Consider the following 21,447-nt stretch of genomic DNA (forward strand, 5'->3'; position numbering starts at 1 on the left):
ATAGGAGAAATCCACCATGCGTAGATCGGGAATTCTATTTCTCACGCTTGCTTTAGGCGTGTCGATACTTGCGGTCAGGGCACAGGCGCAGTCAGTGAGGACGCGGCATGTCCGGGAAGCGGTTTCGAGCGGGGAGGCGCAGCCTGTTGGACGGCTTGCCTCGGGCCAGATCATGAATCTGAACCTGGTATTGCCGTTGAGCGATCCAACGGGCCTGAAGAGCTTTTTGAGTGACGTGTACGACCCGAGCAGCTCGTTGTTTCACAAGTTTTTGACGCCGACCGAGTTTACTGCAAAGTTCGGCCCGAGCCAGGCGCAGTATGACGCCGTGGTGCAGTTTGCGGTTAGCAACGGATTCACGGTAACGGGTGGCTCTCGCGATGCGATGGATGTCCAGGTAAGGGGACCGGTTTCCGCGGTGGAGAGCGCGTTCCACGTGCACATGGCGACGTATCAGCATCCGGCGGAGAGCCGGGAATTTTATGCTCCGGACAACGAGCCTACGACCGATCTGCCGTTTGAGTTGTGGCATATTTCGGGACTGGATAACTACTCCATTCCACACCGGCTGCTGGAGAGCCGCAGCGATTATGCCGCGGCGCATGGGATGGATGTGAAGGATGTGGTGTCGCATGCGACGACCGGATCGGGGCCGTCGGCTTCGTTCCTCGGGAGCGATATGCGCGCTGCGTATTACGGCACAGGATCGCTCACTGGCGCGGGACAGAACCTTGGGTTGTTCGAGTTCGAGGGAACAGATCTTGCGGATCTTACGACCTACTACAAGAACGTGAAGCAGACGAACAACGTGCCGGTGTCGGTGATCTCGACTGACGGAACCAGCACGTCGTGCGTGTACACGAGGGCTGGCGGTGACTGCGACGATACGGAGCAGACGCTGGACATGACGCAGGCGCTGGGTATGGCACCGGGGCTGTCGAGCCTGGTGATGTATGTGGGGTCGACGGACACGGCCATCATTGGAGCGATGACGACGCATAGCCCACTGCCGACGACCATCGGCTGCTCGTGGGGATGGACGCCGGCTGACCCTTCGACGCTGGATCCTTACTTCGAAAAGATGGCGGCGCAGGGTCAGAACTTCTTTGCGGCATCGGGCGATAGTTCAACGTGGTCGAAGAGGAACGAGGCCTGGCCTGCGGACGATGACTATGTTGTTTCTGTCGGCGGAACGGACTTGATCACGGCTAGCGCGGCTGGCCCGTGGAAGTCGGAGACGGCCTGGGCGGACAGCGGTGGCGGCATCTCGCCGGATAAAATCGCGGTTCCGTCGTGGCAGAAGTTGTCGGGCGTGATCAATTCGAGCAACAAGGGATCGACGACGTATCGCAATGGGCCGGATGTGTCGGCGAACGCGAACTTCACGTTCTATACCTGCGCGGACCAGAAGGCTTGCCAGGCCAACGAATACGGCGGCACGAGCTTCGCGGCTCCGATGTGGGCGGCATATATCGCGCTGGTGAATCAGCAGCTGGCTAGCCAGGGCAAAGGGACGATCGGGTTTATCAATCCGACCATCTATGCGCAGAATGTGACGTCGGTGTATGACACGGACTTCCACGATATTTCTAGCGGGAAGTCTGGAAGCTACTCGGCTGTTACGGGGTACGACCTGGTAACTGGATGGGGAAGTCCGAACGCTGGACTGCTGGCGGCGCTGGCACCCTAGTAGACGGTACGATGTGAGCGGCGGCCCGGTTATTGTCCGGGCCGTTGCTTGTTTGGCGAGGGAGCAGGGTCGAACTTCGCGAGGCGCTTACGAATGACGGCGCAGGCTTCGGGATTTTGATCGATCAGGATGGCGTTGCGGCCGTTGCGTAGCGCAGCTTCGCCGGTGGTGCCGGAGCCGGCGAAGAAGTCGAGGACGGTGTCGCCGGGATTGCTGTGGACGCGGACGATGCGCTCTAAAATTCCCAGAGGTTTTTGCGTGGGGTAGCCCGTTTTTTCCTTGCCGTTGGTTGGAACGATGGTGTGCCACCAGACGTCGGTGGGGGTTTTGCCGCGGGCTGCTTTCTCAGCGCCGACCAGGCCGGGCGCCATGTAGGGGATACGGTCGGAGGCGTCGAGGTGGAAGGTGTAGTGCTTGGGATCCTTGGTGTACCAGAGGATGTTGTCGTGCTTGGCAGGCCAGCGCTTCGTGGCGCGCGCGCCGTAGTCGTAGGCCCATATGATTTCGTTCTGGAAGCAGGCGCGGCCTGCACCACCAGCTTGGGCGAAAACTTCGTCGAGCATGACTTTGCAGTAGTGGACCTCGCGCGGGTCGATGTGAAAGAAGAGAGAGCCGGTGGGGGCGAGGACGCGGTGGGCCTCGATCATGCGCGGGCGGAGGAAGGCGAGGTAGTCATCGAAGATGTCGGCGTAGATGGGCGCGGAGGCTAGCGTTTCGGTGCGGTAACGGTTGCCGCCGAAGCCGGTGCGGTCACCGTCGGCGTCGCGAACGGTGCGGATGCGGGTACGTTTTTGGGTGACGCCGGTATTGAAGGGCGGGTCGATATAGATGAGCTCGACGCTGGCGTTGGGGAGCGCGCGCAGGGCGGTGAGGTTGTCGTCTTGAAGGATGCGAAGGGACGTGCTGGGCAAGGCGTGGCTCCGGAGACAAGTCTAAACTCGTTTGCGTTTGAGCAGCGGACGAGTTGGACGCACATAGTGGGGACCTCAGGGGCTAAAGCCCAAGCGGGCGGTCTTGTTTTATGGCACGACTGAACTCATGCCCCTTCGATTCTTGCTGCGGTGAGTGGCGAGTCTTGAGTTGTGGTCCGCGGACGTATAGTGGAGGGTGCGTAAGTTTGGCGGTTGAGGGAGATGTTGTATGGGCGTGACGGAGCATCGGCTGGGAGTGGTGGGCGCGGGAACGATGGGGAACGGCATTGCGCATGTGTTCGCGCGTGCGGGGTTCGATGTATCGCTGTATGAGATGAGCGAGCGGGCGATGGAGAAAGGGCTGGCGACGATTCGCACGAATCTTGACCGCGAGGCCGCCAAAGGGAAGATCGATCCGGCTGAGGCGCCGAAGATCTTTGCGCGGATTCGCCCGGTGCATCGGCCGCAGGATTTGAGTGGTTGCACGCTGGTGATCGAGGCCGCGACGGAGCGGCTGGTGGTGAAGCAGGAGATCTTTCGCGAGCTCGACGAGCTGCTGGGGCCGGAGGCGATCCTGGCGACGAATACCTCGTCGATCTCGATCACCAAGCTGGCAGCGGGCACGGGAAGAGCTGCGCAGGTGATCGGGATGCACTTCTTCAACCCGGTGCCGGTGATGGCGCTGGTGGAGGTGATTCGGGGGCTGCAGACGTCGGACGCGACGTTTGCGACCGTTCGCGAGCTGGCGCTGTCGGCTGGAAAAACGCCGGTGGAGGTGAATGATGCTGCCGGGTTTGTGAGCAACCGCGTGCTGATGCCGATGATCAACGAGGCAATCTTTGCGGTGATGGAGGGCGTAGCGACCGCTGAGGCTATCGACGAGATCTTTCGCCTAGGGATGGCGCATCCCATGGGGCCGCTGACGCTGGCGGATTTTATTGGGCTGGATGTTTGCCTGGACATTATGCGGGTGCTGGAAGACGGGATCGGCGACCCGAAGTACCGGCCGTGCCCTCTGCTGGTGCGGATGGTGGACGCTGGCTGGCTGGGACGGAAGTCGGGGCGCGGCTTTTATCAGTACCAATAATTTTGGGGAGGAACGCTTGGCGGACGAGTTGTATTTTGAGGATTTGCAGCCGGGGATGAAGATTCGCTCCATTCGCAGCTACGAGGTGACGGCGGAGGAGATCAAGCAATTTGCGGCGAAGTACGATCCGCAGCCGTTTCACCTGGACGAAGCGGCTGCCGAGAAGACGTTCTTCAAGGGGCTGGCGGCGTCTGGCTGGATGACGGCGGCGATCACGATGAGGCTACGCGTGGAGTCGATGCACGTGGCGGGTGGGATGATTGGCGCTGGTGTGGATGAGATCAAGTTTACCCAGCCGGTGCGGCCGGGGGACTGGCTGCGGACGGAGACTGAGATCCTGTCGGCGCGGCGGTCGACTTCGCGGCCTGAGATTGGGGTGGTGAAGTCGGTGACGCTGGTGTTCAACCAGCGCGACGAACTGGTGATGCGGTCGGTGGTGAACTTCATTGCGCCCTTAAGGGCGTAGTGCTCAGTTCTTAGTCGTCAGTTCTCAGTTTCCCGGGGGCGGATCGTCGTTGCTTTTCCGGAGAACTGACAACTAAGAACTGAGAACCTTCTCGAGAACTCCCGCTGGTTCCCGGGCGATTTAGTCACAGGCTGGGGGCGTATTTTTAAGTAGTGCGGATGACGGTGCTGGCATCGGGGTCGAAGGGCAATGCGACGGTAATCGCCGCGGGCTCGACGCGGATCCTTGTGGATGCGGGGATGTCGTGCCGCGAGCTGATGAAGCGGATGGCGCAGGTAGGCGAGGATCCCGAGGATCTGGACGCGATTCTCATCACGCATGAGCATTTGGATCACGTGGCGGGGCTGTCGGTGCTGGCACGGCGACTGAAGATTCCAGTGTTCTTTACCGAAGGGACGCACAGGGCGTGGGTGCGGATGCTGACGCCGCGGACCACGATGACCTATGCGAAGTGGCTGGACACCGTGCAGCGGGAGAAAGAGGCGCGCGCCGACCATGCTCCCGCGCACACGGCGCTTATGACCGAGATCGACCCGGATGCCGCGGATGATCCTATGGAGGCCGAGGCTGCCGAGCCCTGTGCAGTCGCCGAAGCCGAGAGTCCGAAGGTGAAGGCCGATCCCGCGTTTCTGCCGGCCGTGGAGTACTTCCGCGCCGGGCACGGATTTTCGATTGGCGAGATTGACGTCAACCCCTTCACCATTCCGCATGATGCGGCCGATCCCTGCGGATTTGTCTTCCATGCGCGGTCAGAGTCGATTCGGATGGCTATTGCCACTGACCTCGGCTATGTGCCGCCAAACGTGAAGATGGCGCTGCGGGGGGTGGATGTGCTGCTCCTGGAGTCCAACCACGACCTCGAGATGCTGAAGGACGGCCCCTATCCGTGGAGTGTGAAACAGCGGGTGCTGAGTCGGGTCGGGCACTTATCCAACGCGGCCTGCGCGGAGTTTCTGCTGCGCGATTACGACGGCGGCGCGCACACGATCGTCCTTGGACACCTGTCGGAGCAGAACAACCTGCCGGAGCTGGCGAAGCTGGCCGCTGAGCAGGCAATTGGCGGACGGATGACTTTGCTGGGCAATCGGGTCGTTTTGGCGGTGCAGGACAGCCCGCTGGAGCCAATCTGCCTCTGACGGCGTAAGGTTCGGAGGCGTATAGTGTGCGATCGTTGGTACCGATTTTCGCACAGGCGCAGAATCGACTAGGATAGTTGGAGCATCCATAGATTCATGGCTACACAAAATTCCCACGCTCGCGAATCTGGTCAAGAAGCCTGCAACGATCCGGTTGTGGGGGCGATTTTGTCGGGATGGCGGTACGATATCTCCGGAATCTCGCCGGATCTGCGGGTGGACTATGAGGCGCATCTGTACAACTGCGCTCACTGCCGCAAGCGCCAGAGGGTCCATCGCACCTGGGACGTGATGCTGCTGGCGATCACAACGCTTTCGTTTGCCGCGTTTCTGCTGGCCGCGATGGTAATGCACCGGGTGGAGGCGATCAGCCACATCAACAACGTGCAGCACCTTCATCTCCATGACCAAGGCATCCCCTCGCTGTTGAGGATTCCCAGCAGCATATCGATCAGCCTGGAAGCGCTGGCCATCGTCGGCGTACTGATTTCCATGATGTTGTGGACGCTGGTTACGATTACGACACCGATTCCGAGCATGGTCGCAGCCCTGTTTCGCGAGCGCATCTCGCCGGAACTGCGTGAGCGCCTGCGCAAGCAGACGGTTTGAGCTAGAACGAAGCCCGACATTGTGACCAACTCTTCCCAGACGGATGCTCCCCCTTCATCGCTGACAGATGGTTCCCCGAGCGGTGCTTTGCGGATGGAAGCAGCTGAGCTCTCTGTGCGCCGCAGATCGAGAACGCGCGTGCCGCTGTGGAGATACCCCGCAACCTATCTGCTGATGGGCATCAACCTCGCGGTGTTTGCGATGATGTTCCCGTTCGGGCCGGTGATGGGGCTGATCCATCAGCACGCGTGGGGGAGCATCCTTACGGCGCCGTTCGATGTTGATACCATGATTCGGTTTGGAGCCAGTGCGTCGCCCCTGATCCAGGCAGGGCAGTGGTGGAGACTGGTTACGGGCGCGTTTGTACACGTAACGATTCTCCACATCGCGCTCAATATGTGGTGCCTTTGGAACCTTGGGCTCTTTGGGGAGCCACTGCTAGGCAAGCGCGGATTGATTGCGGTTTACCTTCTCACAGGAACAACCGGGATGATGTTCTCTTATGCATGGAGCATCGCGTCGGGACAGGTGGCTCTCGTGGCCGGCGCCTCGGGGGCAGTGTTCGGCATCGCGGGGATCTTGATTGTGCTGTTATCCAACCGCAAGCTCCAGGTGCCGTGGGAGGAGTTGAAAAGCCTGCGTCGCCAGGTGATCTTCTTTGCGGTCGCCAACCTGGTGATTGGCATGACACCGAACATGCTGGGGATGGCGTCGCCAGGTCAACTGAAGCTGGTGCACCTGGATCTGAACATGCTGCCGCGGATCGACAACACGGCGCACGTGGGTGGGTTTCTCAGCGGCCTGGCACTCGGGTTGCCACTGTTTCCGCGCATGAACTCGGGCAGGGCGAGCTATCGGGCACGACAGACCGTGACGTTTGTGTTCGCGACCCTGCTGCTTTGTCTCTTCGGCTATGCGCTTTCGAACTTCGCTCACGGCAGATCCTAGATCGCGATGAACGTCCCGCAAGCTGAAAAAAGCCAGGCGGGTTAGCCTGGCTTTTCGCGAACAGTGAAGTTTCTCTTTAGCTGATCGAAACAGTAGCGGTAGCAGCGAACTTACGCACCATGGCGAGGAGAAGCTTGCGATCGCTCTCGTTGAGATTCGCGGAGTAGCGCTGAATCTGGGTGAGGAAGCGGATCTCGTCTTCGCTCAGCGTGACGCCGTAGGTCTCTTTGACCGGGTCTTCAGAGAAGAACTGGCTGAGCGGCATATCGAGCGATCCTGCGATCTTCTGGAGCGTTTCGAGGGAGGGAACCGTGTGCCCGTTCTCCACCCTGGAGAGGTAACAACGCAACAGCCCTGTGCGCTTCTCAATGTCCCCTTGCGACATACCGCGCTGCAGGCGGAAGTCGCGGATGGTAGCCCCGATATTGATCGGAGTCGGCTCGGATGCAGCGAACTGCTCTTCCAACGTTACTGTTTGCATATTTGCCATTGACGGTAAAGTAACTATACCAAGTGAGCGTGGCAAGCGCTAAGTGCACAATATTGCCGCACTTGTACCAATCAAGATTCGTGCCCGACACGGAACTAACAACCAGTGGTAGCCCAATGGTCTCTATACCCTATCCCATGTACATGCCGCCATTTACATCCAGGGTGTGGCCGGTGATGTAGCCGGCAGCGTCGCTGGCCAGGAAAGCGACTGCGGCGGCGATGTCGGCATCGCTGCCATACCGCCCCAGGGGAATCTCGCTGAGGATGGTCGCTTTATGGGTTTCGGGCAGAACGTCGGTCATGGCGGTCTGGATGAAGCCCGGAGCGACGGCGTTGATGGTGATGTTGCGGCTGGCGAACTCGCGTGCCAGCGACTTGGTGAGGCCGATCATGCCGGCCTTCGATGCGGCATAGTTGGCCTGGCCAGGCGAGCCTATCTCTCCCACCACGGAGGTGATGTTGATGACTCGTCCCCAACGACCTTTCATCATCGACGAAATAACGGCCTGGGTGAGCAGGAAGGCGCCGGTAAGGTTGGTGCGCAGGACGTCGTCGAAGTCGGCGAGCTTCATGCGCAGGGCGAGGCCGTCCTTGGTGATGCCGGCGTTGTTGACCAGGATGTCGACCTTGCCGAGGTCGGCGAGAACGGACTTGGCGCAGGCCTTGATGGATTCCTCGCTGGAGACGTCGAGCGCGTAGGTGCGGGCGGCGCCGCCGGCAGCGGTGATCTCGGTAGCCACGGCTTCGAGCTTGTCGGCAGATCGTGCGGCGAGGGCGACGGTTGCGCCGGACTTGGCGAGTTCGAGGGCGCAGGCGCGGCCGATGCCCTGCGATGCTCCGGTAATCAAGGCAATTCTTCCAGATAAATGGTTCAAGATTTTCTCCGACCTCAGACTGCTTTAGCTTCGCCTCTAGTTTCCCACGGTCCGCCGATTTACGACAGGAAGATAAAGGCGAACCAGATCGTTCGCCGTCACACCGAATCACAGGCTCGCGCGATATTCTTGTGCGAGTTATGAGCGACAACCAGAAGCACGCAGCTGACCACAAGCCCTCTGAGAATACAACCGAAGTTTACGCTATCCACGGAGCCGAGCCCGAGGTCCTCGCCTATGCCATGGCCAAGTACTCGCGATCGGCGCTGACCATGCGCGAGTCGCTCACCGAGATCAGCTCGCAGAAGGCGGAGCAGTTTCTCAACACCTTCTACTTCCAGTATGGACATCGCTCGATCGCCGACCTGGCGCACATTCCCTTTGCCGTCGAGAAGCTGAGCCTTCTGGCGGCCATCGCGCTGGTGGACGAGGCCCGCTGGGACGGGCAGGAGCGCTCGACGCGCTACCAGGACTTCCGCCGCTCCGGCTGGTACACGCCGCACATCGACAGCCATCACCGGGCTGATTACACACGCGCGATCGAGGCACTGTTTGCTGCGTATAACGATCTCAGCGCCGGTATGTTCGAGGCGCTCAAGGGAGTGGTTCCTCGCCCCGGTGAGATGAAGGAAGATGCTTACGCGCGCACGCTGAAGGCTCGGGCCTTCGATGCGGCGCGCTACCTGCTGCCGCTCGCGACCAATACCTCGCTGGGCCAGATCGTGAATGCGCGTACGCTCGAAACGCAGGTGTCGCGGCTGCTCTCAAGTCCTTTCGCCGAGATTCGCGAGCTCGGCGAAAGGCTGCGCAACGCCGCCATCCAGCCCGCCTGGAACGTGCTGCGTGACAAGCTGGAGGAACTCGCGGGCGAGGGTGTAGTCAATGCTGAGGCAACGGCCCAGATTCTCAACGAACTGATGCCGCCGGTGCGCACGGCTCCCACGTTGCTGAAGCATGCCGAGCCCAACGAATATCAGATCGCCAGCCGCAAGGAGCTTGCGCAGGCTGCCGTGGAGCTGATGAAGGGCGCGGACATCTACCCAGCACCAATTGTGGATCTGCTCGACGACGAAGAGCATCTCGAGGTCGAGCTGGTAACTTCGCTGCTCTACCCGAACTGCCATTACTCGTATCGCCAGCTGCGCGGAGCGGTGGGCGCGCTGGGTGAGGTGCGGCGGAATGAGCTGCTCAAGATTGGCACCGCGCACCGCGGGAAGTTCGACGAGCTGCTGCGCGCCTTCCACTCCGGCCACGGATTTCGCTTCGACATCCTGATGGACATTGGTGGCTTCCGCGATATGCATCGGCATCGCCGCTGCGTGCAACTCATCCAGGATTTCTCGGACGTGCATGGCTACGACGAGCCGATATGCCCGGGCCAGCCGACGCTTGCCGAGGCAGGCCTCGAGGTCGCTTATAAAGCTGCCATGGAGTCCGCCTTCAGCGCCTACCGAGCGCTACGCGATAGCAGCGCGCATGAGGGCGCACAAGCCGCGCAGTATCTGCTGCCGTTGAGCACGCGCTGCCGCTCCATGTTCAAGATGGACTTCGCCGAGGCGCTCTATATTTCGGAGCTGCGCTCCACCGTTGCAGGGCACTTCAGCTACCGCCGCGTGGCCTGGGAGATGTATCGCGCCATCGCCGTGCGGCATCCCGCGCTGGCTGGCTTGTTCCGCATCGAAGACGTGAACGTGCCTGCGGATCTGCTGAAGAGGTGAGGCTCAGTCTGCGGAGGTTCCTGTCTGCCCAACGGCGAACGGATTGAAGTTGGTATGCGTGTCGAACGTGTCGACGTGCTCGGCGCGCTTTAGCCAATTGACTACGAGGTAGGTCAGCGGCGTTGCGAGCACTTCGTAGGCGACCTTCAGCAGGTAGCCCTGCCAGATAATTTGGAAGATCTTGCCCGGGGTGAAGGTGCCGGCGAAAGTGATGATGATGACCAGCGTGGTGTCCACTGCCTGGCCCACCACCGTTGAGCCGACCGTCCGCGTCCACAGCCAGCGGCCTTTCGTAATCAGCTTGAGCTTGGCCATGGTGTAGGAGTTGGCGAACTCTCCGGCCCAGAAGGCGGTCAGGCTCGCGATCAAGATGCGCGGCAGGATGCCGAAGACCGTGACGAATGCCTGCTGATGCTTGAACTCCGGATCGGAGGGCAGGGCGATCACGATTGCCGAGACGGCATAAAGCAGAGCTGTGCCGAAGAATCCCAGCCAGATGGCGCGGCGCGAGGCGGCGTAACCGTAGATCTCGGTGAAGATGTCACCGAAGATGTAGGTGATGGGGAAGAGCAGCATGGCGCCCGAGGTGGAGAAGGCGAGTTGGTAGCCATGAAGTGTGAAGAGCGGTATCCGCACGACCTTTTGCGCCACGAGGTTCGAGACCAGAAGAATGACCACGAAGGTGGTTGTTAAAGCATCTAGATAGCGAAATCGGCGCATGAAGAGAGCCTACCGTACCAAGATGGGAAAGTGCCCGAAATGTCCACAGAGATTTTCGCTTTTCTTTTGCTTTTTGGCGACTGGCGGTGCTAGGATCAGACATTAGATAAATCTAATGATTCGAATTCAGTAAGACCCACTTAGGAGACCGATATCGTGGCTGATGACCGCAGCAAGGCAATTGAAACCGCCCTTTCGCAACTGGAAAAGCAATTCGGCAAAGGGTCGGTGATGCGCCTTGGCGCGAAGGAAGCCATTGGTCCCATCGCGGTGATTTCGACGGGTTCGATCTCGTTTGACGCAGCGCTAGGGGTGGGTGGTGTACCGCGTGGGCGCGTGATCGAGATCTTCGGGCCGGAAAGCTCGGGCAAGACTACCATCACGTTGCAGATCATTGCCGAGGCGCAGAAGGCCGGCGGCCTCGCAGCGTTCGTGGATGCAGAGCATGCGCTCGACCCCGCCTATGCAAAGAAGCTGGGCGTGGATATCGACAACCTGCTGATCTCGCAGCCCGACTACGGCGAGCAGGCGCTTGAGATCGTTGAGGCGCTTGTTCGCTCTGGTGCGATCGACGTGCTGGTGGTCGACTCAGTTGCGGCGCTGGTACCGAAGGCCGAGCTCGACGGCGAAATGGGCGATTCGCACATGGGGCTGCAAGCTCGCCTGATGTCACAGGCGCTCCGCAAGCTCACCGGGACGGTGTCAAAGTCGCGCACGTGCCTGATCTTCATCAACCAGATTCGCGAGAAGATTGGCGTGATGTTCGGCAATCCGGAGACGACCACTGGGGGCAAGGCGCTGAAGTTCTATTCTTCGATGCGTATCGACATTCGCCGTATCGGCGCTGTGAAGGAAGGCGACGTTGTCGTCGGCTCGCGGACCAAGGTGAAGATCGTCAAGAACAAGGTGGCGGCGCCGTTCCGCGATGCAGAGTTCGACATTCTCTATGGCGAAGGCATCTCGCGTGAAGGTGACACGCTCGACCTCGCGGTGGCCAATAATATCGTCGATAAGTCTGGCGCGTGGTACAGCTACCAGGGTGAGCGCATCGGGCAGGGACGCGAAAACGTGCGCGGCTTCCTCAAGGAAAACAAGGACACCTTCGCGCGCATCGATACGGAGCTGCGTAAGAAGCTCGGCATCAAGGCGCTGACCGATGCGGATATCCCGGAGGTTCCAGAGGCTGGTCCAGAGCTCGCGGTCGCTGCGGTGAAGGGTAAGCGCGGCTAAGAGTCGACGCTGCATAGCGGAAGGCAGCCGGCGCGCGCAGGCGCAGGCTTGGTAAGATGTTGGGGTCCCGGAGACTTCCATGAACCGTACCCTGACTTGTTTTACCTTGTTGTGTCTTGTGCTCGGCGGCGGCTTGTTTGCCTCTGCTCCCGCGCGTGGCTTGGACAATGGCGTTGCCCGCACGCCGCCGATGGGTTGGAACAGCTGGAACAAGTTCGCCTGCAAGGATGTCAACGAGACGGTCGTGCGTGCCCAGGCTGATGCCATGGTTTCCAGCGGCATGAAGACCGCGGGTTATGAGTTCATCGTCATCGATGACTGCTGGCAGGTGGGGCGCGACGCTGCGGGCAACATCCTCGCCGACCCGCAGAAATATCCTTCCGGCATCAAGGCGCTCGCCGATTACGTTCACGGCAAAGGATTGAAGTTCGGTATCTACACGGATGCGGGAACGAAGACCTGCGCGGGTCGGCCGGGTAGCATGGGCCACGAGTATCAGGACGCGCGGCAGTATGCGAACTGGGGCGTCGACTACCTCAAAGAAGATTGGTGCAACACGCTGCCCGGGCAAAGCAGCGAGGCCTCCTACACCTTGATGCGCGATGCTCTTGCTGCGACTGGGAGGCCGATTGTCTTCAATATTTGTGAGTGGGGGTCGACCAAACCATGGCTGTGGGCTGGTCCGGTTGGAAATATGTGGCGCGCCACGGGCGACATCCAGGACTGCTGGGACTGCAAGAAGAAGTGGGGCGGCAACGGCGTTCTGCAGATCATCGACCTAATGGATCCGATCTATAGCTATGCAGGTCCCGGCCATTGGAATGACGCCGACATGCTCGAGGTGGGGAATGGCGGCATGACGACGGCAGAGTATCGCGCGCACTTCAGCATGTGGGCGCTGTTCGCCGCGCCGCTAATCGCGGGCAACGACATGGCGCACATGACGCCAGAGATCGGCGGAATTCTGCTGAACAAGGATGTGATCGCGATCGATCAGGATCCGATGGGCATCCAGGGGCATCGCGTGCATAAGGATGGGGGCCTCGAGGTCTGGTCCAAGCAGCTTGCGGATGGTGGTCGGGCGGTAGTGCTGCTCAATCGCGGGGACAAGTCTGCAATGATTGCCGCGGATTGGCGCGACATCGGGTATCCTGCGACGCTGCCTGCCAACGTGCACGATTTGTGGGCGCATAAGGACCTCGCGCGGCAGACGGGGAGCTTCTCGGCCGACGTGCCGGCCAACGCAGCGGTCATGGTGCGGATCACTCCATAGCACCAGGTTGCGCGAGAATAACGAGATGGGGACGGGGTTTCCACTGACGCTTGCGGATCGGGAGTGGATCGAGCAGCGGGCGCGCGCCGCCGGGTTTGATCTTGCCGGCGTGGCAACCGTGCCGGAGTTGTCAGGCGCTCCGGCCTCCGAGGACGATCAACGCTACACGCAATGGATCGACGCCGGGTACGCCGGCGAGATGGACTACCTGAAGCGGGCCGATGACGCGGGCGAATATCTTCGCGGAGATCTGCGCCGCTCGATGCCGTGGGCACGCTCGGTGATTGTCTGCGCGGTGAACTATAACGCCGCGGCTCCGAAATCGATCGACCCCGCAGACTCGAAGGCCGGATGGATCGCTCGCTATGCGTGGAGTGGGCAGGAACAATCCGGGGAGGGTAGCGATTACCACGACGTGCTCCTGCTCCAGCTCCGTGCGCTGGAGTCGGAGTTGAAAGAGCGTTTTGGCACGGATGCCTCGATGCGCTGCTACGTGGATACGGGGCCGCTGGCGGAGCGCGCCTATGCCGCGAGCGCTGGCGTCGGTTGGATTGGCAAAAATACCTGTGTGCTGAATCAGCAGCAGGGATCGTGGTTGCTGCTCGGCGTGATTGTGACATCGCTTGAGCTGGAGCCAGACGCGTGGAGCGTGCCCGCCGCTGATCGCTGCGGCAGTTGCACACGGTGCATCGATGCTTGTCCGACCGACGCGCTGCTTAACCCAGAGACCGCCGGCGTTCGGCAGATGGATGCCACGCGCTGCATCGCGTATCTCACGATCGAGAAGAAGGGAAGCATCGCCGAGGAGCTGCGGCCGCTCATGGGGCGGCAGGTATTTGGCTGCGACATTTGCCAGGATGTCTGTCCCTGGAATCGGCGCGCGCCCGTCGCCGCGTCAGGCCTGCTTCCAGCGCGTCAGGAGTTGGTTAATCCTGCGCTGCAGTGGCTTGCGGATATGGATGGGCCGACCTTCAATCGAAACTTCCGTGGGTCGCCGCTGGAGCGCACGCGGCGCAAACGAATCCTGCGCAACGTGGCGATCGCGATGGGAAACAGTGGCGAGCGAGAGTTTCTCCCACAACTGGACGCGTGGATCGCCGGTGACGATGCGGTTCTCGCCGAGGCCGCAGCGTGGGCGGCGGATTGTCTGCGCGAGAACTCTTCTGGTTCTCGCGGGTGATTTGTCGATGATTTGTAAGACCGCGCCGCGTGACAAAGTAAACTGGTGATATGCCCTTTGAGAAAATCAGCATTGTTCCTGACAATGCGAAGAACCTTGTGGATGGTTCGCACTCCAGCGCCGAGAGTCGCGTGTCGCAAACCTCTGCAGCAACGATCGCGGCGGGCGATGAGAGGGTCGAGCCCGACCTGGCCGCTGATCGGGCGGTGCCTGTCGCTGAAAGCGGGACCTTGCAGCAGATTGTCGCGCTCGCTCACTACATGACCAAGACCGAGGTGCATACCTACGCGTTCAGCGTGGCGGCACAGGTCATCCTCTCGCTGTTTCCGTTCATCGTGCTTCTGCTCACGCTCTGCCAGCGCGTCTTTCATTCGCCCAGGATGGTCGATGTTGTCGTCCAGATGATGAACAACTTTCTGCCCAGCAATCAGGACTTCGTGATGCGCAACATGAAGATCCTTGCCGTCGCGCATACGCAGACAAGGATCTTCTCGGTCGTGATGTTGCTGATCACGACGACGGGCGTGTTCTTACCGCTGGAGGTTGCACTCAATAGCGTCTGGGGAGTGCGGACGAATCGCAATTACATTCATAATCAGATCGTTTCGCTGGCGCTGGCGACAGGGGTTGGCGTGCTTGCGATGGCCTCGATCGCACTGAGCACTGCCCAACAAGCGGTGATGAATTTCGTCTTCTTCGGTCACACGCACAACTTCTTCTTCACCTTTATTGGCGGCAGCTTTCTGCGGATATGCGCGGGGATCGCGAGCATCGGGCTCTTCTTCCTGATCTATTGGGGGCTGCCGAACCGTAAGATTCCCGCGCGCGCCGTTCTGCCAACGGCCATCATCATGGGCGTGCTGTGGGAGATTGCCAAGTATCTCTACATCCTCACGCTGCCGCACCTGGACCTTCGCTCGGTCTATGGGCCGTTCGAGGTTTCCGTGGGGTTGATGCTTTGGGCGTTTCTCAGTGGCCTGCTTCTGTTGGCGGGCGCCTATGTCTCTGCGACCCGCCAGGCTTTACGCGAAGCCTGCGTAGATGATCTGGAACGCGAGCGCCAAGAAACTGCCGGCTGATAGAGAAGTTAGAGCTTGGCGTGGAACGACTTCACGACGATGTCGTTAGCATGGCCGCCGGAGGGCAGCATCGTGAAGAGGGTCGGGCCATCCTTGCTCTGCATGCGGATGACGGCAACATCGGCAGAGCCGGAGTCGGCGGCGAGAAGCAGGTGCTCGTCAGCGGAGAAGGCTATGGTGTCCGGATGCACGCCGGTGTGCACGCTGGCCACCACGCGTCCGTCGTCGATGCTATACATCGCGGCGGAGTCGGCGCCGAAGTTGGTGACCCAGAGGCTGGAGTTGTCCTCGCTGATGACCCCGTTCGTGGGCTTGGTGCCGATGGGATAGGTGCCAAGCACTTCGTTGGTCCACGTCGAAATCTCAGAGATGCTGTCGGAGCCGAAGTTTATCGAAAAGACCTCGTTTCCATTGGGTTGGGCGGAGAGGTGTACGGGGGTCTCGCCGACATCCAGGAAGGTCAGCAGTTGATCGTGTTGCAGGGACGCATCCTGCTTGCCACGCCACGAGTCAGGCGACGCGGCCAGCCATACCACCATCACCTTGTGCGTGGATGAGCACGCCACGAAGGCCTTAGCTCCTGAAGTTGGCTCGCTCGCGGAATTGGCCACCACCGTAATATCCGTCGCGCCAGCGCATCCTGAATAGGCTTCCCGCAACTGCAGCGGATGTTCTTTCGAATCGGTGATGGAGTAGATCGAGAGGCTGCCGGCGATGCGATTGCTAACGACGAGCGTTCGATTGTCCGGCGATACCTTAGCCATGCCGGGACCTTCGCCCGTGGCGGCGACTCCGATCTGACGGCGCTTGTCCAGGTCGAGCACGCTCACCGTATTCGATGCCGAGTTCGCTACATAGCCGCGCTTGCCGTCGGGCGCGATGGCGACGAAGTATGGCGTGCGCTGTACGCCGATGGTTGCTGCAACACGGTTGGTCGTCGCGTCGATTACGGAGACGGAGTCGCTGCCGGTATTGACTGCATAGACTTCGTCGCGAACCGGATTTACTGCGAGGCCGGAAGGTTGCCGGCCCACCTGAATCACTCGATCCTGGCGCAGATATACCAAGTCAAGCACCGTCACGGTATTGCTTGTGCCGTTGGATACGTAGGCGAACTCGTGATAGTTCGCCGGATAACTCGGAAAGCGATCGCGTCCGCAGCCGAGCAATATCAAAGGCAGCAGGAGGGCAAGCGCGCGCGGAGACGCCGAGTTGAGATGAGCGACAGCGTGTCGTGCAGGCTTCATCCCCGGCTCTTGCGCCATTGCGCGACCAGCCATGCGATGTATCCAAATTGAAATAGCCATACAGCGCAATACGCGTAGACGAGATGGCGTTCCGACAGTGTGTGGAAGGGAATCATCGCACCTCCTGAAATGCTTGCGGGGTTTCATCGCCGAGGAAGCCGAGCGCGTGGGCATTGGACTGGCGCTGCCTCCGACGCTCGATGGCGTAACGCATGCCGATGAGGAAGGCTCCCCACATCGCCCAGGCCAGCATGTTCCAAAGGACGGCGGGCACCATGCTGGGATCGATGCCGGAGTTGTCTCCGCCACCGAAGACCGCGGAGGGATGCTGCGTGCGCCACCAGCGGATCGACATGAAGCAGATAGGAACGTCGATGGCGGCGAAGATCGCCAGCACCGCGGAGATGACGGCCGTCTGGCCGGTGGCAGAGAAACGCCGCACCAGCAGGTAGCTGACGTAGAGCAGCCACAGCAGGAGGTAGGTCGTCATGCGGGCGTCCCACGCCCACCAGATTCCCCAGGCGGCACGTCCCCAGAGCATGCCGGTGGCAAGGCCGATGCTCGCGTAGAGCACGGTGATTTCGGCTGAGGCGAGGGCGAAAGCGTCGGCCGCCGCAGCACGCTCCACGTTACGGTTGCGCCAATAGAGATAGAGGAACGATGCGCCGCAATTCAGATACGGAAACACAAAACTCAGGATCGTATGCGGCAGGTGATAGAAGAAGACGCGGTAGAGGTTGCCCATCGTCGCTTCCTTCGGTGCGACCATGGCGGCATAGAAGCCGTAGGCCAGGACGACGAGGGTAAGGCCGAAGTACGCCAGCGCCCACTTCGGCATCGTTCCGGGAGATTTTCGAATGTTAGTCACCATCGATGATTTTAGCTCTTTGTTGGTCTGGCGCGACGTTCAGCCACCTAATCCGCGCTAAGAATAGTCTGAAACAAGAGCACGCATGCCGTTGTGAAGACGATCACATAGGCGACTAAAACTTTGATCCATAATGTCGGCTCAAACTCACCGGTAAGCACGGCGGTGCTCGCCTGGATCATCGCCAGCAAGGCCGGCATGGAGATGGGCAGCAGCACTAGCGGGAGCAGCGTCTCGCGGTTGCGCGATCGCAGGCTGAGCGCGGCGAAGAACGTCCCGTTGACCACTAAAGCCCATGTGCCCAAAGGGAGAATGAAGAGCAGCTTCCACGTCTGGCCCAGCGGATGCAGGTTATAGAAGACCGTAAAGATGGGCGCCAGCACGATCTCCACCGCCATCACAAACAGAAAGTTCGCTAGCGCCTTGCCGACGAACAACGCCGACGCCGGCGCCGCCGAAAGCCGGTGAGCATCGAGTACGTTGTTGTGGGTCTCGCGCGCCCACGACTGGTTCAGCGCCGTCATCGCCGCAAATAACACCGCGACGCACAGCAGGCCGCCGCTGATCTGCCGGGTCATGGTTGGATAGGAGGCCGGATCAAACGCCATCGCCAACACCACGACGACCAGCAGCGCGAAGAATAGCATGCCGTTGATCGAGTCCTTGGTACGCCACTCCAGGCGGAGGTCTTTGCGCAGATGCGTGAGGACGTGTTGCGCGTAGTTCATGCGTGTCCTCCATTCGGAGCTTTGGTCAGGTCGGCGAGCGTCGCATGCGTTGCGCGCAGATAATCCGCAGGCGCGAGAAATATCTGCAGGCCGCGCTGCCCGGCCGAGATCGAGATCACGTCAAACAGCTCGATCGTCTCATCGGCAAAAGCAGGGAAGGGCTTCTTCGCAGCGAGTACGGTGACGCCACCGCGGATGTACCCGGTCAGCGGCTCAACATCTTTCAGCGAGGCAAGCTCCACCTTGCGCGTACCGGCTACCGCCGCCAGCTTCTTCAGGTCGAGTTCGGCGTCTCCCGGCACCACCGCGAACAAGTGCTCGCAATCATGGGTACGCGTCACCAGCGTTTTGAAGACCTGTTCTGGCGGGAGACCGATCTTGCGCGCCACTGAGATCGCCGTAAGATCGTCAGGATCGACTTCGTAGGTGCGAAGCTCGTAGGGAATCCCGAGCGCATCCAGCTGCCGCGCCGCGTTGGTTTTGCTCGGATGTGCGGCCTTGGTCGGACTCATCGCGGCGTCTCGATCAGCGACACGAGTCGCCCTGCGCTCAGGGTGAGCGTGCTTTGCGCGAGCGGCCGTGCCAACTCGGCCTGGTGGGTTGTCAGCAGCAGGGTCCGCGCCAGGCCGCTGCGCGAAGGCTGCGCGACATACGCTAGCAGACGCGTAATCATGCTCTGCGCCGAGCCAACGTCGAGGTTCGAAAATGGTTCATCCAGCAGCAGCAGATCCGGCTCCGACAACAGCACTCGTGCCAGCGACGCCCGCTGCCGCATACCCTGCGAGTACTCGCCGACCCGCCGCTCGTTCGCCGGGTCCAGCCCAACCTCGATCAGCGCCTGGGCAGCCTTCTCCTGCAGCACGCTCCGCCTCACAAGTTTTGTATGCAGGCTGCCAAAGTAGGTCAGGTTCTCAATCCCTGTCAGCTCGTCATACAGCATCGTCGAGTGGCTCATGTACGCCACCGCCCCGCGCTGATCTCGAGGCCGCTCGCCAAAGATAGACACCGTTCCATAACTCGGCGACTGGAGCCCGGCAATCACCTTCAGCAGGGTAGACTTGCCCGCGCCATTCTCCCCAAGCATTACAACGCTGGATCCCGCCGCCAGCGACACGGTGACCTCGCGCAGCGCCACGAAACTCCCATACAGCCGCGAAACCCGGTCCAGCGCAATCGCCGGCACTGCGGACGTCGCCGTGTTTTCAGTCGTTTCCGCTCGGAAGTCGTTCATCGTCGGCATAATCTGTCTGTGAGTATAGAACCCGCGGCGGACACCCCATGTGATCCGCGTCGCTGCGCAGACCCCGATCCTGTTGTGGAAACCAAGGTTGCAATCACTCAGAATTGGTGATAAACCTTAAACATTCCTCTCGCTTCGGCGGGTCGGATTTCATGCAGAGTGGTTGAGGGACGAGCCCTACGACGCCACGACAACCGGACAGAACACAGTACCGGTGTCAACTCTCTCCTGGATGGCGCAAGCCACGGGGTACATGAGATTCGGTGGACGCAGACCCGTATCTGAGCCTGATCTCCACGAACCTCCGTACCGAGAACCCCAGACAAGAGAGCGGCTTCCAGGACCATCACCCTTCGACCATCGGAGTCGATCAATGGTGTCTTCCTGTACGAAGTACGAGCTACGCTGCAACGAATGCGGCAAGAGCTTCGGCAATAGGCCTCTGTCTGGCTGCCCAGACTGCCTCGCGCCCCTTGAAGTCCAGTACGATCTGGAGTCGGTTCGCGGCCGCTTCACGCGCGAAACCATCGCCGCCGGTCCAGCCAACATCTGGCGTTACAAAGAGCTTCTCCCCATCCCCGAGGGCTTTCTGCCCGACCTCCCCGTCGGCTTCACGCCGCTGGTGCGTGCGAAGAATCTCGGCAAGCGCATCGGCGCCAACAACCTCTACATCAAGAACGATGCGGTGTGCTTCCCGACGCTCAGCTTCAAGGACCGCGTCGTCTCGGTCGCCCTCGCCAACGCGCAGGGCTTCGGCTTCATCACCGTCGGCTGCTCGTCTACTGGCAACCTGGCAAACTCTACCGCTGCGCAGGCCGCCCGGCTCGGCCTCAAGGCCTGCATCCTCGTGCCCGCCGATCTCGAGTACGCCAAGATCCTCAACACCCAGGTCTACGGCGCGCGCCTGGTGCGCATCGACGGCAACTACGACCACGTCAATCGCCTCTGCACCCAGATTGCGGACGAGTACAACTGGGGTTTCGTCAACGTGAACCTCCGGCCCTACTATGCCGAGGGCTCGAAGACCGTTGGCTACGAGATCGCCGAACAGCTTGGCTGGCGCCTGCCCGACAACATCGTCTGCCCAATGGCCGGCGGCTCGCTGATCCGCAAGATCCGTAAGGCCTTCAAGGAGCTCATCGCGCTTGGCCTCGTCGAGCCCAAAGACGTCCGCTTCTTCGGGGCGCAGGCTACCGGCTGCTCGCCCATCTCGCAGGCTGTCAAAAACGGTTGGGACTACATTGAGCCGCAGCGCCCCAACACCATCGCCCGCTCGCTCGCCATCGGCAATCCGGCCGACGGTCCTGCCGCCGCGAAGATGATCCAGGAGACCGGCGGCTGGGCCGAGGATGTCTCCGACGTCGAGCTCGTGTCCGGCATCCAGGAACTGGCCGAGGACGAAGGCATCTTCACCGAAACCGCCGGCGGCGTCACCACAGCGGTCACCGCGCGGCTCTACTCGCAGGGCCGCATCACCCGCGACCAGCTTACGGTTTCATGCATCACGGGCAACGGCCTCAAGACCACCGACGCGCTGGAAGGCTGCTTCGCTACCGAGCGCGCCGTGAAGCCCAAGCTGGCGGCCTTCGACGAGTACATACGCGCCGTCGATGGCCGGTTGATCAGCGACGTGGCGTTGGCAGGAGGTGCGCGTTGAGCGTAAAGATTGTTCTGCCCACCGCCCTAGCCCGCCACACCGACGGCCAGAAGTCCTTCGACTCCGAGGCCGAGAACCTGCCTGGTTTGCTCGCAGAATTCGACACGAAGTTTCCCGCGCTCGCCCAGAACGTCAAGGACGAAAACGGCAAGCTACGCCGCTTCGTCAACGTCTACGTCAACGACGAAGACATCCGCTTCCTCGGCGGCGACGCCCATCCCTTCGAAGACGGAGACGAGATCATGCTCATCCCCTCCATAGCCGGGGGGTCGTCCTCCGCGCACGGCGAGTAG

The 21,447-nt window shown here is 60.8% G+C and carries 22 protein-coding genes and 1 riboswitch; of the genes, 13 read left to right on the forward strand and 9 right to left on the reverse strand.

Translation table 11 applies throughout. The features are described from left to right. Positions 1 to 16: 16 nt before the first annotated feature. Positions 17 to 1,690 (forward strand): protease pro-enzyme activation domain-containing protein, encoded by a 1,674-nt coding sequence (locus GSQ80_RS19300; protein ID WP_158789293.1) that lies wholly within the window; start codon positions 17 to 19, stop codon positions 1,688 to 1,690. A gap of 29 nt (positions 1,691 to 1,719) precedes the next feature. Here GSQ80_RS19300 and GSQ80_RS19305 read toward each other — a convergent pair whose 3' ends face one another. After that, positions 1,720 to 2,601 (reverse strand): site-specific DNA-methyltransferase, encoded by an 882-nt coding sequence (locus GSQ80_RS19305; RefSeq protein WP_158789294.1) that lies wholly within the window; start codon positions 2,599 to 2,601, stop codon positions 1,720 to 1,722. A 229-nt stretch (positions 2,602 to 2,830) separates the two neighbouring features. Here GSQ80_RS19305 and GSQ80_RS19310 point away from each other — a divergent pair, with 229 nt between their 5' ends. The 5 genes from GSQ80_RS19310 (at position 2,831) to GSQ80_RS19330 (ending at position 6,847) form a co-directional block, all read left to right on the forward strand. Then, complete coding sequence (locus GSQ80_RS19310) at positions 2,831 to 3,688, forward strand: 3-hydroxybutyryl-CoA dehydrogenase (protein WP_158789295.1); 858 nt, start codon at positions 2,831 to 2,833, stop codon at positions 3,686 to 3,688. A gap of 16 nt (positions 3,689 to 3,704) precedes the next feature. Then, positions 3,705 to 4,154, forward strand: coding sequence for a MaoC family dehydratase (locus GSQ80_RS19315; protein WP_158789296.1), 450 nt, complete (start codon positions 3,705 to 3,707; stop codon positions 4,152 to 4,154). Positions 4,155 to 4,312: 158 nt separating this feature from the next. Then, positions 4,313 to 5,290 (forward strand): MBL fold metallo-hydrolase, encoded by a 978-nt coding sequence (locus GSQ80_RS19320; protein WP_158789297.1) that lies wholly within the window; start codon positions 4,313 to 4,315, stop codon positions 5,288 to 5,290. 96 nt (positions 5,291 to 5,386) lie between these two features. Further along, positions 5,387 to 5,899, forward strand: a complete 513-nt coding sequence (locus GSQ80_RS19325) for a hypothetical protein (RefSeq protein WP_158789298.1) — start codon at positions 5,387 to 5,389, stop codon at positions 5,897 to 5,899. 138 nt (positions 5,900 to 6,037) lie between these two features. After that, positions 6,038 to 6,847: a rhomboid family intramembrane serine protease gene (locus GSQ80_RS19330; RefSeq protein WP_254059785.1), complete on the forward strand. Its 810-nt coding sequence runs from the start codon at positions 6,038 to 6,040 to the stop codon at positions 6,845 to 6,847. A gap of 76 nt (positions 6,848 to 6,923) precedes the next feature. Here the strand turns inward: GSQ80_RS19330 and GSQ80_RS19335 are convergent, their stop codons facing one another. After that, positions 6,924 to 7,337 carry a helix-turn-helix transcriptional regulator gene (locus tag GSQ80_RS19335; RefSeq protein ID WP_158789299.1) on the reverse strand — a complete coding sequence of 138 codons (414 nt, stop codon included), beginning with the start codon at positions 7,335 to 7,337 and terminating at the stop codon, positions 6,924 to 6,926. Between the two features lie 130 nt (positions 7,338 to 7,467). Further along, positions 7,468 to 8,214: a 3-oxoacyl-[acyl-carrier-protein] reductase gene (fabG, locus tag GSQ80_RS19340; protein ID WP_158789300.1), complete on the reverse strand. Its 747-nt coding sequence runs from the start codon at positions 8,212 to 8,214 to the stop codon at positions 7,468 to 7,470. A gap of 140 nt (positions 8,215 to 8,354) precedes the next feature. Between fabG and GSQ80_RS19345 the strand changes: the two genes are divergently transcribed. Further along, positions 8,355 to 9,932, forward strand: a complete 1,578-nt coding sequence (locus GSQ80_RS19345; RefSeq protein WP_158789301.1) for an FAD-dependent thymidylate synthase — start codon at positions 8,355 to 8,357, stop codon at positions 9,930 to 9,932. Between the two features lie 3 nt (positions 9,933 to 9,935). On the opposite strand, the gene GSQ80_RS19350 is transcribed toward GSQ80_RS19345, so the two are convergent. Next, positions 9,936 to 10,652 (reverse strand): queuosine precursor transporter, encoded by a 717-nt coding sequence (locus GSQ80_RS19350; protein ID WP_158789302.1) that lies wholly within the window; start codon positions 10,650 to 10,652, stop codon positions 9,936 to 9,938. Positions 10,653 to 10,808: 156 nt separating this feature from the next. On the opposite strand from GSQ80_RS19350, the gene recA reads away from it, so the two are divergent. The 4 genes from recA (at position 10,809) to GSQ80_RS19370 (ending at position 15,414) form a co-directional block, all read left to right on the forward strand. Next, positions 10,809 to 11,882, forward strand: a complete 1,074-nt coding sequence (gene recA / locus GSQ80_RS19355; protein WP_158789303.1) for a recombinase RecA — start codon at positions 10,809 to 10,811, stop codon at positions 11,880 to 11,882. A gap of 79 nt (positions 11,883 to 11,961) precedes the next feature. Continuing rightward, positions 11,962 to 13,155, forward strand: a complete 1,194-nt coding sequence (locus GSQ80_RS19360; protein WP_216850462.1) for an alpha-galactosidase — start codon at positions 11,962 to 11,964, stop codon at positions 13,153 to 13,155. A 7-nt stretch (positions 13,156 to 13,162) separates the two neighbouring features. After that, positions 13,163 to 14,335 carry a tRNA epoxyqueuosine(34) reductase QueG gene (gene queG, locus GSQ80_RS19365; RefSeq protein ID WP_254059787.1) on the forward strand — a complete coding sequence of 391 codons (1,173 nt, stop codon included), beginning with the start codon at positions 13,163 to 13,165 and terminating at the stop codon, positions 14,333 to 14,335. 50 nt (positions 14,336 to 14,385) lie between these two features. Then, positions 14,386 to 15,414: a YihY/virulence factor BrkB family protein gene (locus tag GSQ80_RS19370; protein ID WP_158789304.1), complete on the forward strand. Its 1,029-nt coding sequence runs from the start codon at positions 14,386 to 14,388 to the stop codon at positions 15,412 to 15,414. An 8-nt stretch (positions 15,415 to 15,422) separates the two neighbouring features. On the opposite strand, the gene GSQ80_RS19375 is transcribed toward GSQ80_RS19370, so the two are convergent. The 5 genes from GSQ80_RS19375 to GSQ80_RS19395 form a co-directional block, all read right to left on the reverse strand. Next, the gene (locus GSQ80_RS19375; RefSeq protein ID WP_254059788.1) at positions 15,423 to 16,694 is read right to left on the reverse strand and encodes a beta-propeller fold lactonase family protein; all 1,272 of its coding nucleotides are present in this window, start codon (positions 16,692 to 16,694) and stop codon (positions 15,423 to 15,425) included. Positions 16,695 to 16,773: 79 nt separating this feature from the next. Beyond that, complete coding sequence (gene ccsA, locus GSQ80_RS19380) at positions 16,774 to 17,532, reverse strand: cytochrome c biogenesis protein CcsA (RefSeq protein WP_254059789.1); 759 nt, start codon at positions 17,530 to 17,532, stop codon at positions 16,774 to 16,776. A gap of 44 nt (positions 17,533 to 17,576) precedes the next feature. Continuing rightward, a complete protein-coding gene (locus GSQ80_RS19385) occupies positions 17,577 to 18,257 on the reverse strand; it encodes a heme exporter protein CcmB (RefSeq protein WP_158789305.1) in 681 nt (226 codons plus the stop codon). Then, a complete protein-coding gene (ybaK, locus tag GSQ80_RS19390) occupies positions 18,254 to 18,769 on the reverse strand; it encodes a Cys-tRNA(Pro) deacylase (RefSeq protein ID WP_158789306.1) in 516 nt (171 codons plus the stop codon). The genes GSQ80_RS19385 and ybaK overlap by 4 nt, the downstream gene beginning before the upstream one ends. Next, positions 18,766 to 19,497, reverse strand: a complete 732-nt coding sequence (locus tag GSQ80_RS19395; RefSeq protein WP_254059790.1) for an ATP-binding cassette domain-containing protein — start codon at positions 19,495 to 19,497, stop codon at positions 18,766 to 18,768. The genes ybaK and GSQ80_RS19395 overlap by 4 nt, the downstream gene beginning before the upstream one ends. A 147-nt stretch (positions 19,498 to 19,644) precedes the next feature. Beyond that, a riboswitch (SAM riboswitch) is annotated at positions 19,645 to 19,757 on the forward strand. Between the two features lie 113 nt (positions 19,758 to 19,870). Here GSQ80_RS19395 and thrC point away from each other — a divergent pair. Both thrC and GSQ80_RS19405 read left to right on the forward strand, forming a co-directional pair. Further along, the gene (thrC, locus tag GSQ80_RS19400) at positions 19,871 to 21,154 is read left to right on the forward strand and encodes a threonine synthase (RefSeq protein WP_158789307.1); all 1,284 of its coding nucleotides are present in this window, start codon (positions 19,871 to 19,873) and stop codon (positions 21,152 to 21,154) included. Continuing rightward, positions 21,151 to 21,447: a MoaD/ThiS family protein gene (locus GSQ80_RS19405; protein WP_158789308.1), complete on the forward strand. Its 297-nt coding sequence runs from the start codon at positions 21,151 to 21,153 to the stop codon at positions 21,445 to 21,447. The genes thrC and GSQ80_RS19405 overlap by 4 nt, the downstream gene beginning before the upstream one ends.

Source organism: Granulicella sp. L46, from assembly GCF_009765785.1.
Classification (GTDB): domain Bacteria; phylum Acidobacteriota; class Terriglobia; order Terriglobales; family Acidobacteriaceae; genus Granulicella.

Excerpts from the sequence above, each read along its gene's own strand:
- GSQ80_RS19325 (WP_158789298.1), top strand. The coding sequence starts at position 5,387 with ATGGCTACACAAAATTCCCACGCTCGCGAATCTGGTCAAGAAGCCTGC.
- GSQ80_RS19310 (WP_158789295.1), top strand. The coding sequence starts at position 2,831 with ATGGGCGTGACGGAGCATCGGCTGGGAGTGGTGGGCGCGGGAACGATG.
- thrC (WP_158789307.1), top strand. The coding sequence starts at position 19,871 with ATGGTGTCTTCCTGTACGAAGTACGAGCTACGCTGCAACGAATGCGGC.
- GSQ80_RS19370 (WP_158789304.1), top strand. The coding sequence starts at position 14,386 with ATGCCCTTTGAGAAAATCAGCATTGTTCCTGACAATGCGAAGAACCTT.
- GSQ80_RS19320 (WP_158789297.1), top strand. The coding sequence starts at position 4,313 with ATGACGGTGCTGGCATCGGGGTCGAAGGGCAATGCGACGGTAATCGCC.
- GSQ80_RS19350 (WP_158789302.1), bottom strand. The coding sequence starts at position 10,652 with ATGCGCCGATTTCGCTATCTAGATGCTTTAACAACCACCTTCGTGGTC.
- ybaK (WP_158789306.1), bottom strand. The coding sequence starts at position 18,769 with ATGAGTCCGACCAAGGCCGCACATCCGAGCAAAACCAACGCGGCGCGG.
- GSQ80_RS19300 (WP_158789293.1), top strand. The coding sequence starts at position 17 with ATGCGTAGATCGGGAATTCTATTTCTCACGCTTGCTTTAGGCGTGTCG.
- GSQ80_RS19335 (WP_158789299.1), bottom strand. The coding sequence starts at position 7,337 with ATGGCAAATATGCAAACAGTAACGTTGGAAGAGCAGTTCGCTGCATCC.
- GSQ80_RS19395 (WP_254059790.1), bottom strand. The coding sequence starts at position 19,497 with ATGCCGACGATGAACGACTTCCGAGCGGAAACGACTGAAAACACGGCG.
- GSQ80_RS19345 (WP_158789301.1), top strand. The coding sequence starts at position 8,355 with ATGAGCGACAACCAGAAGCACGCAGCTGACCACAAGCCCTCTGAGAAT.
- GSQ80_RS19385 (WP_158789305.1), bottom strand. The coding sequence starts at position 18,257 with ATGAACTACGCGCAACACGTCCTCACGCATCTGCGCAAAGACCTCCGC.
- GSQ80_RS19360 (WP_216850462.1), top strand. The coding sequence starts at position 11,962 with ATGAACCGTACCCTGACTTGTTTTACCTTGTTGTGTCTTGTGCTCGGC.
- ccsA (WP_254059789.1), bottom strand. The coding sequence starts at position 17,532 with ATGGTGACTAACATTCGAAAATCTCCCGGAACGATGCCGAAGTGGGCG.
- GSQ80_RS19375 (WP_254059788.1), bottom strand. The coding sequence starts at position 16,694 with ATGGCTGGTCGCGCAATGGCGCAAGAGCCGGGGATGAAGCCTGCACGA.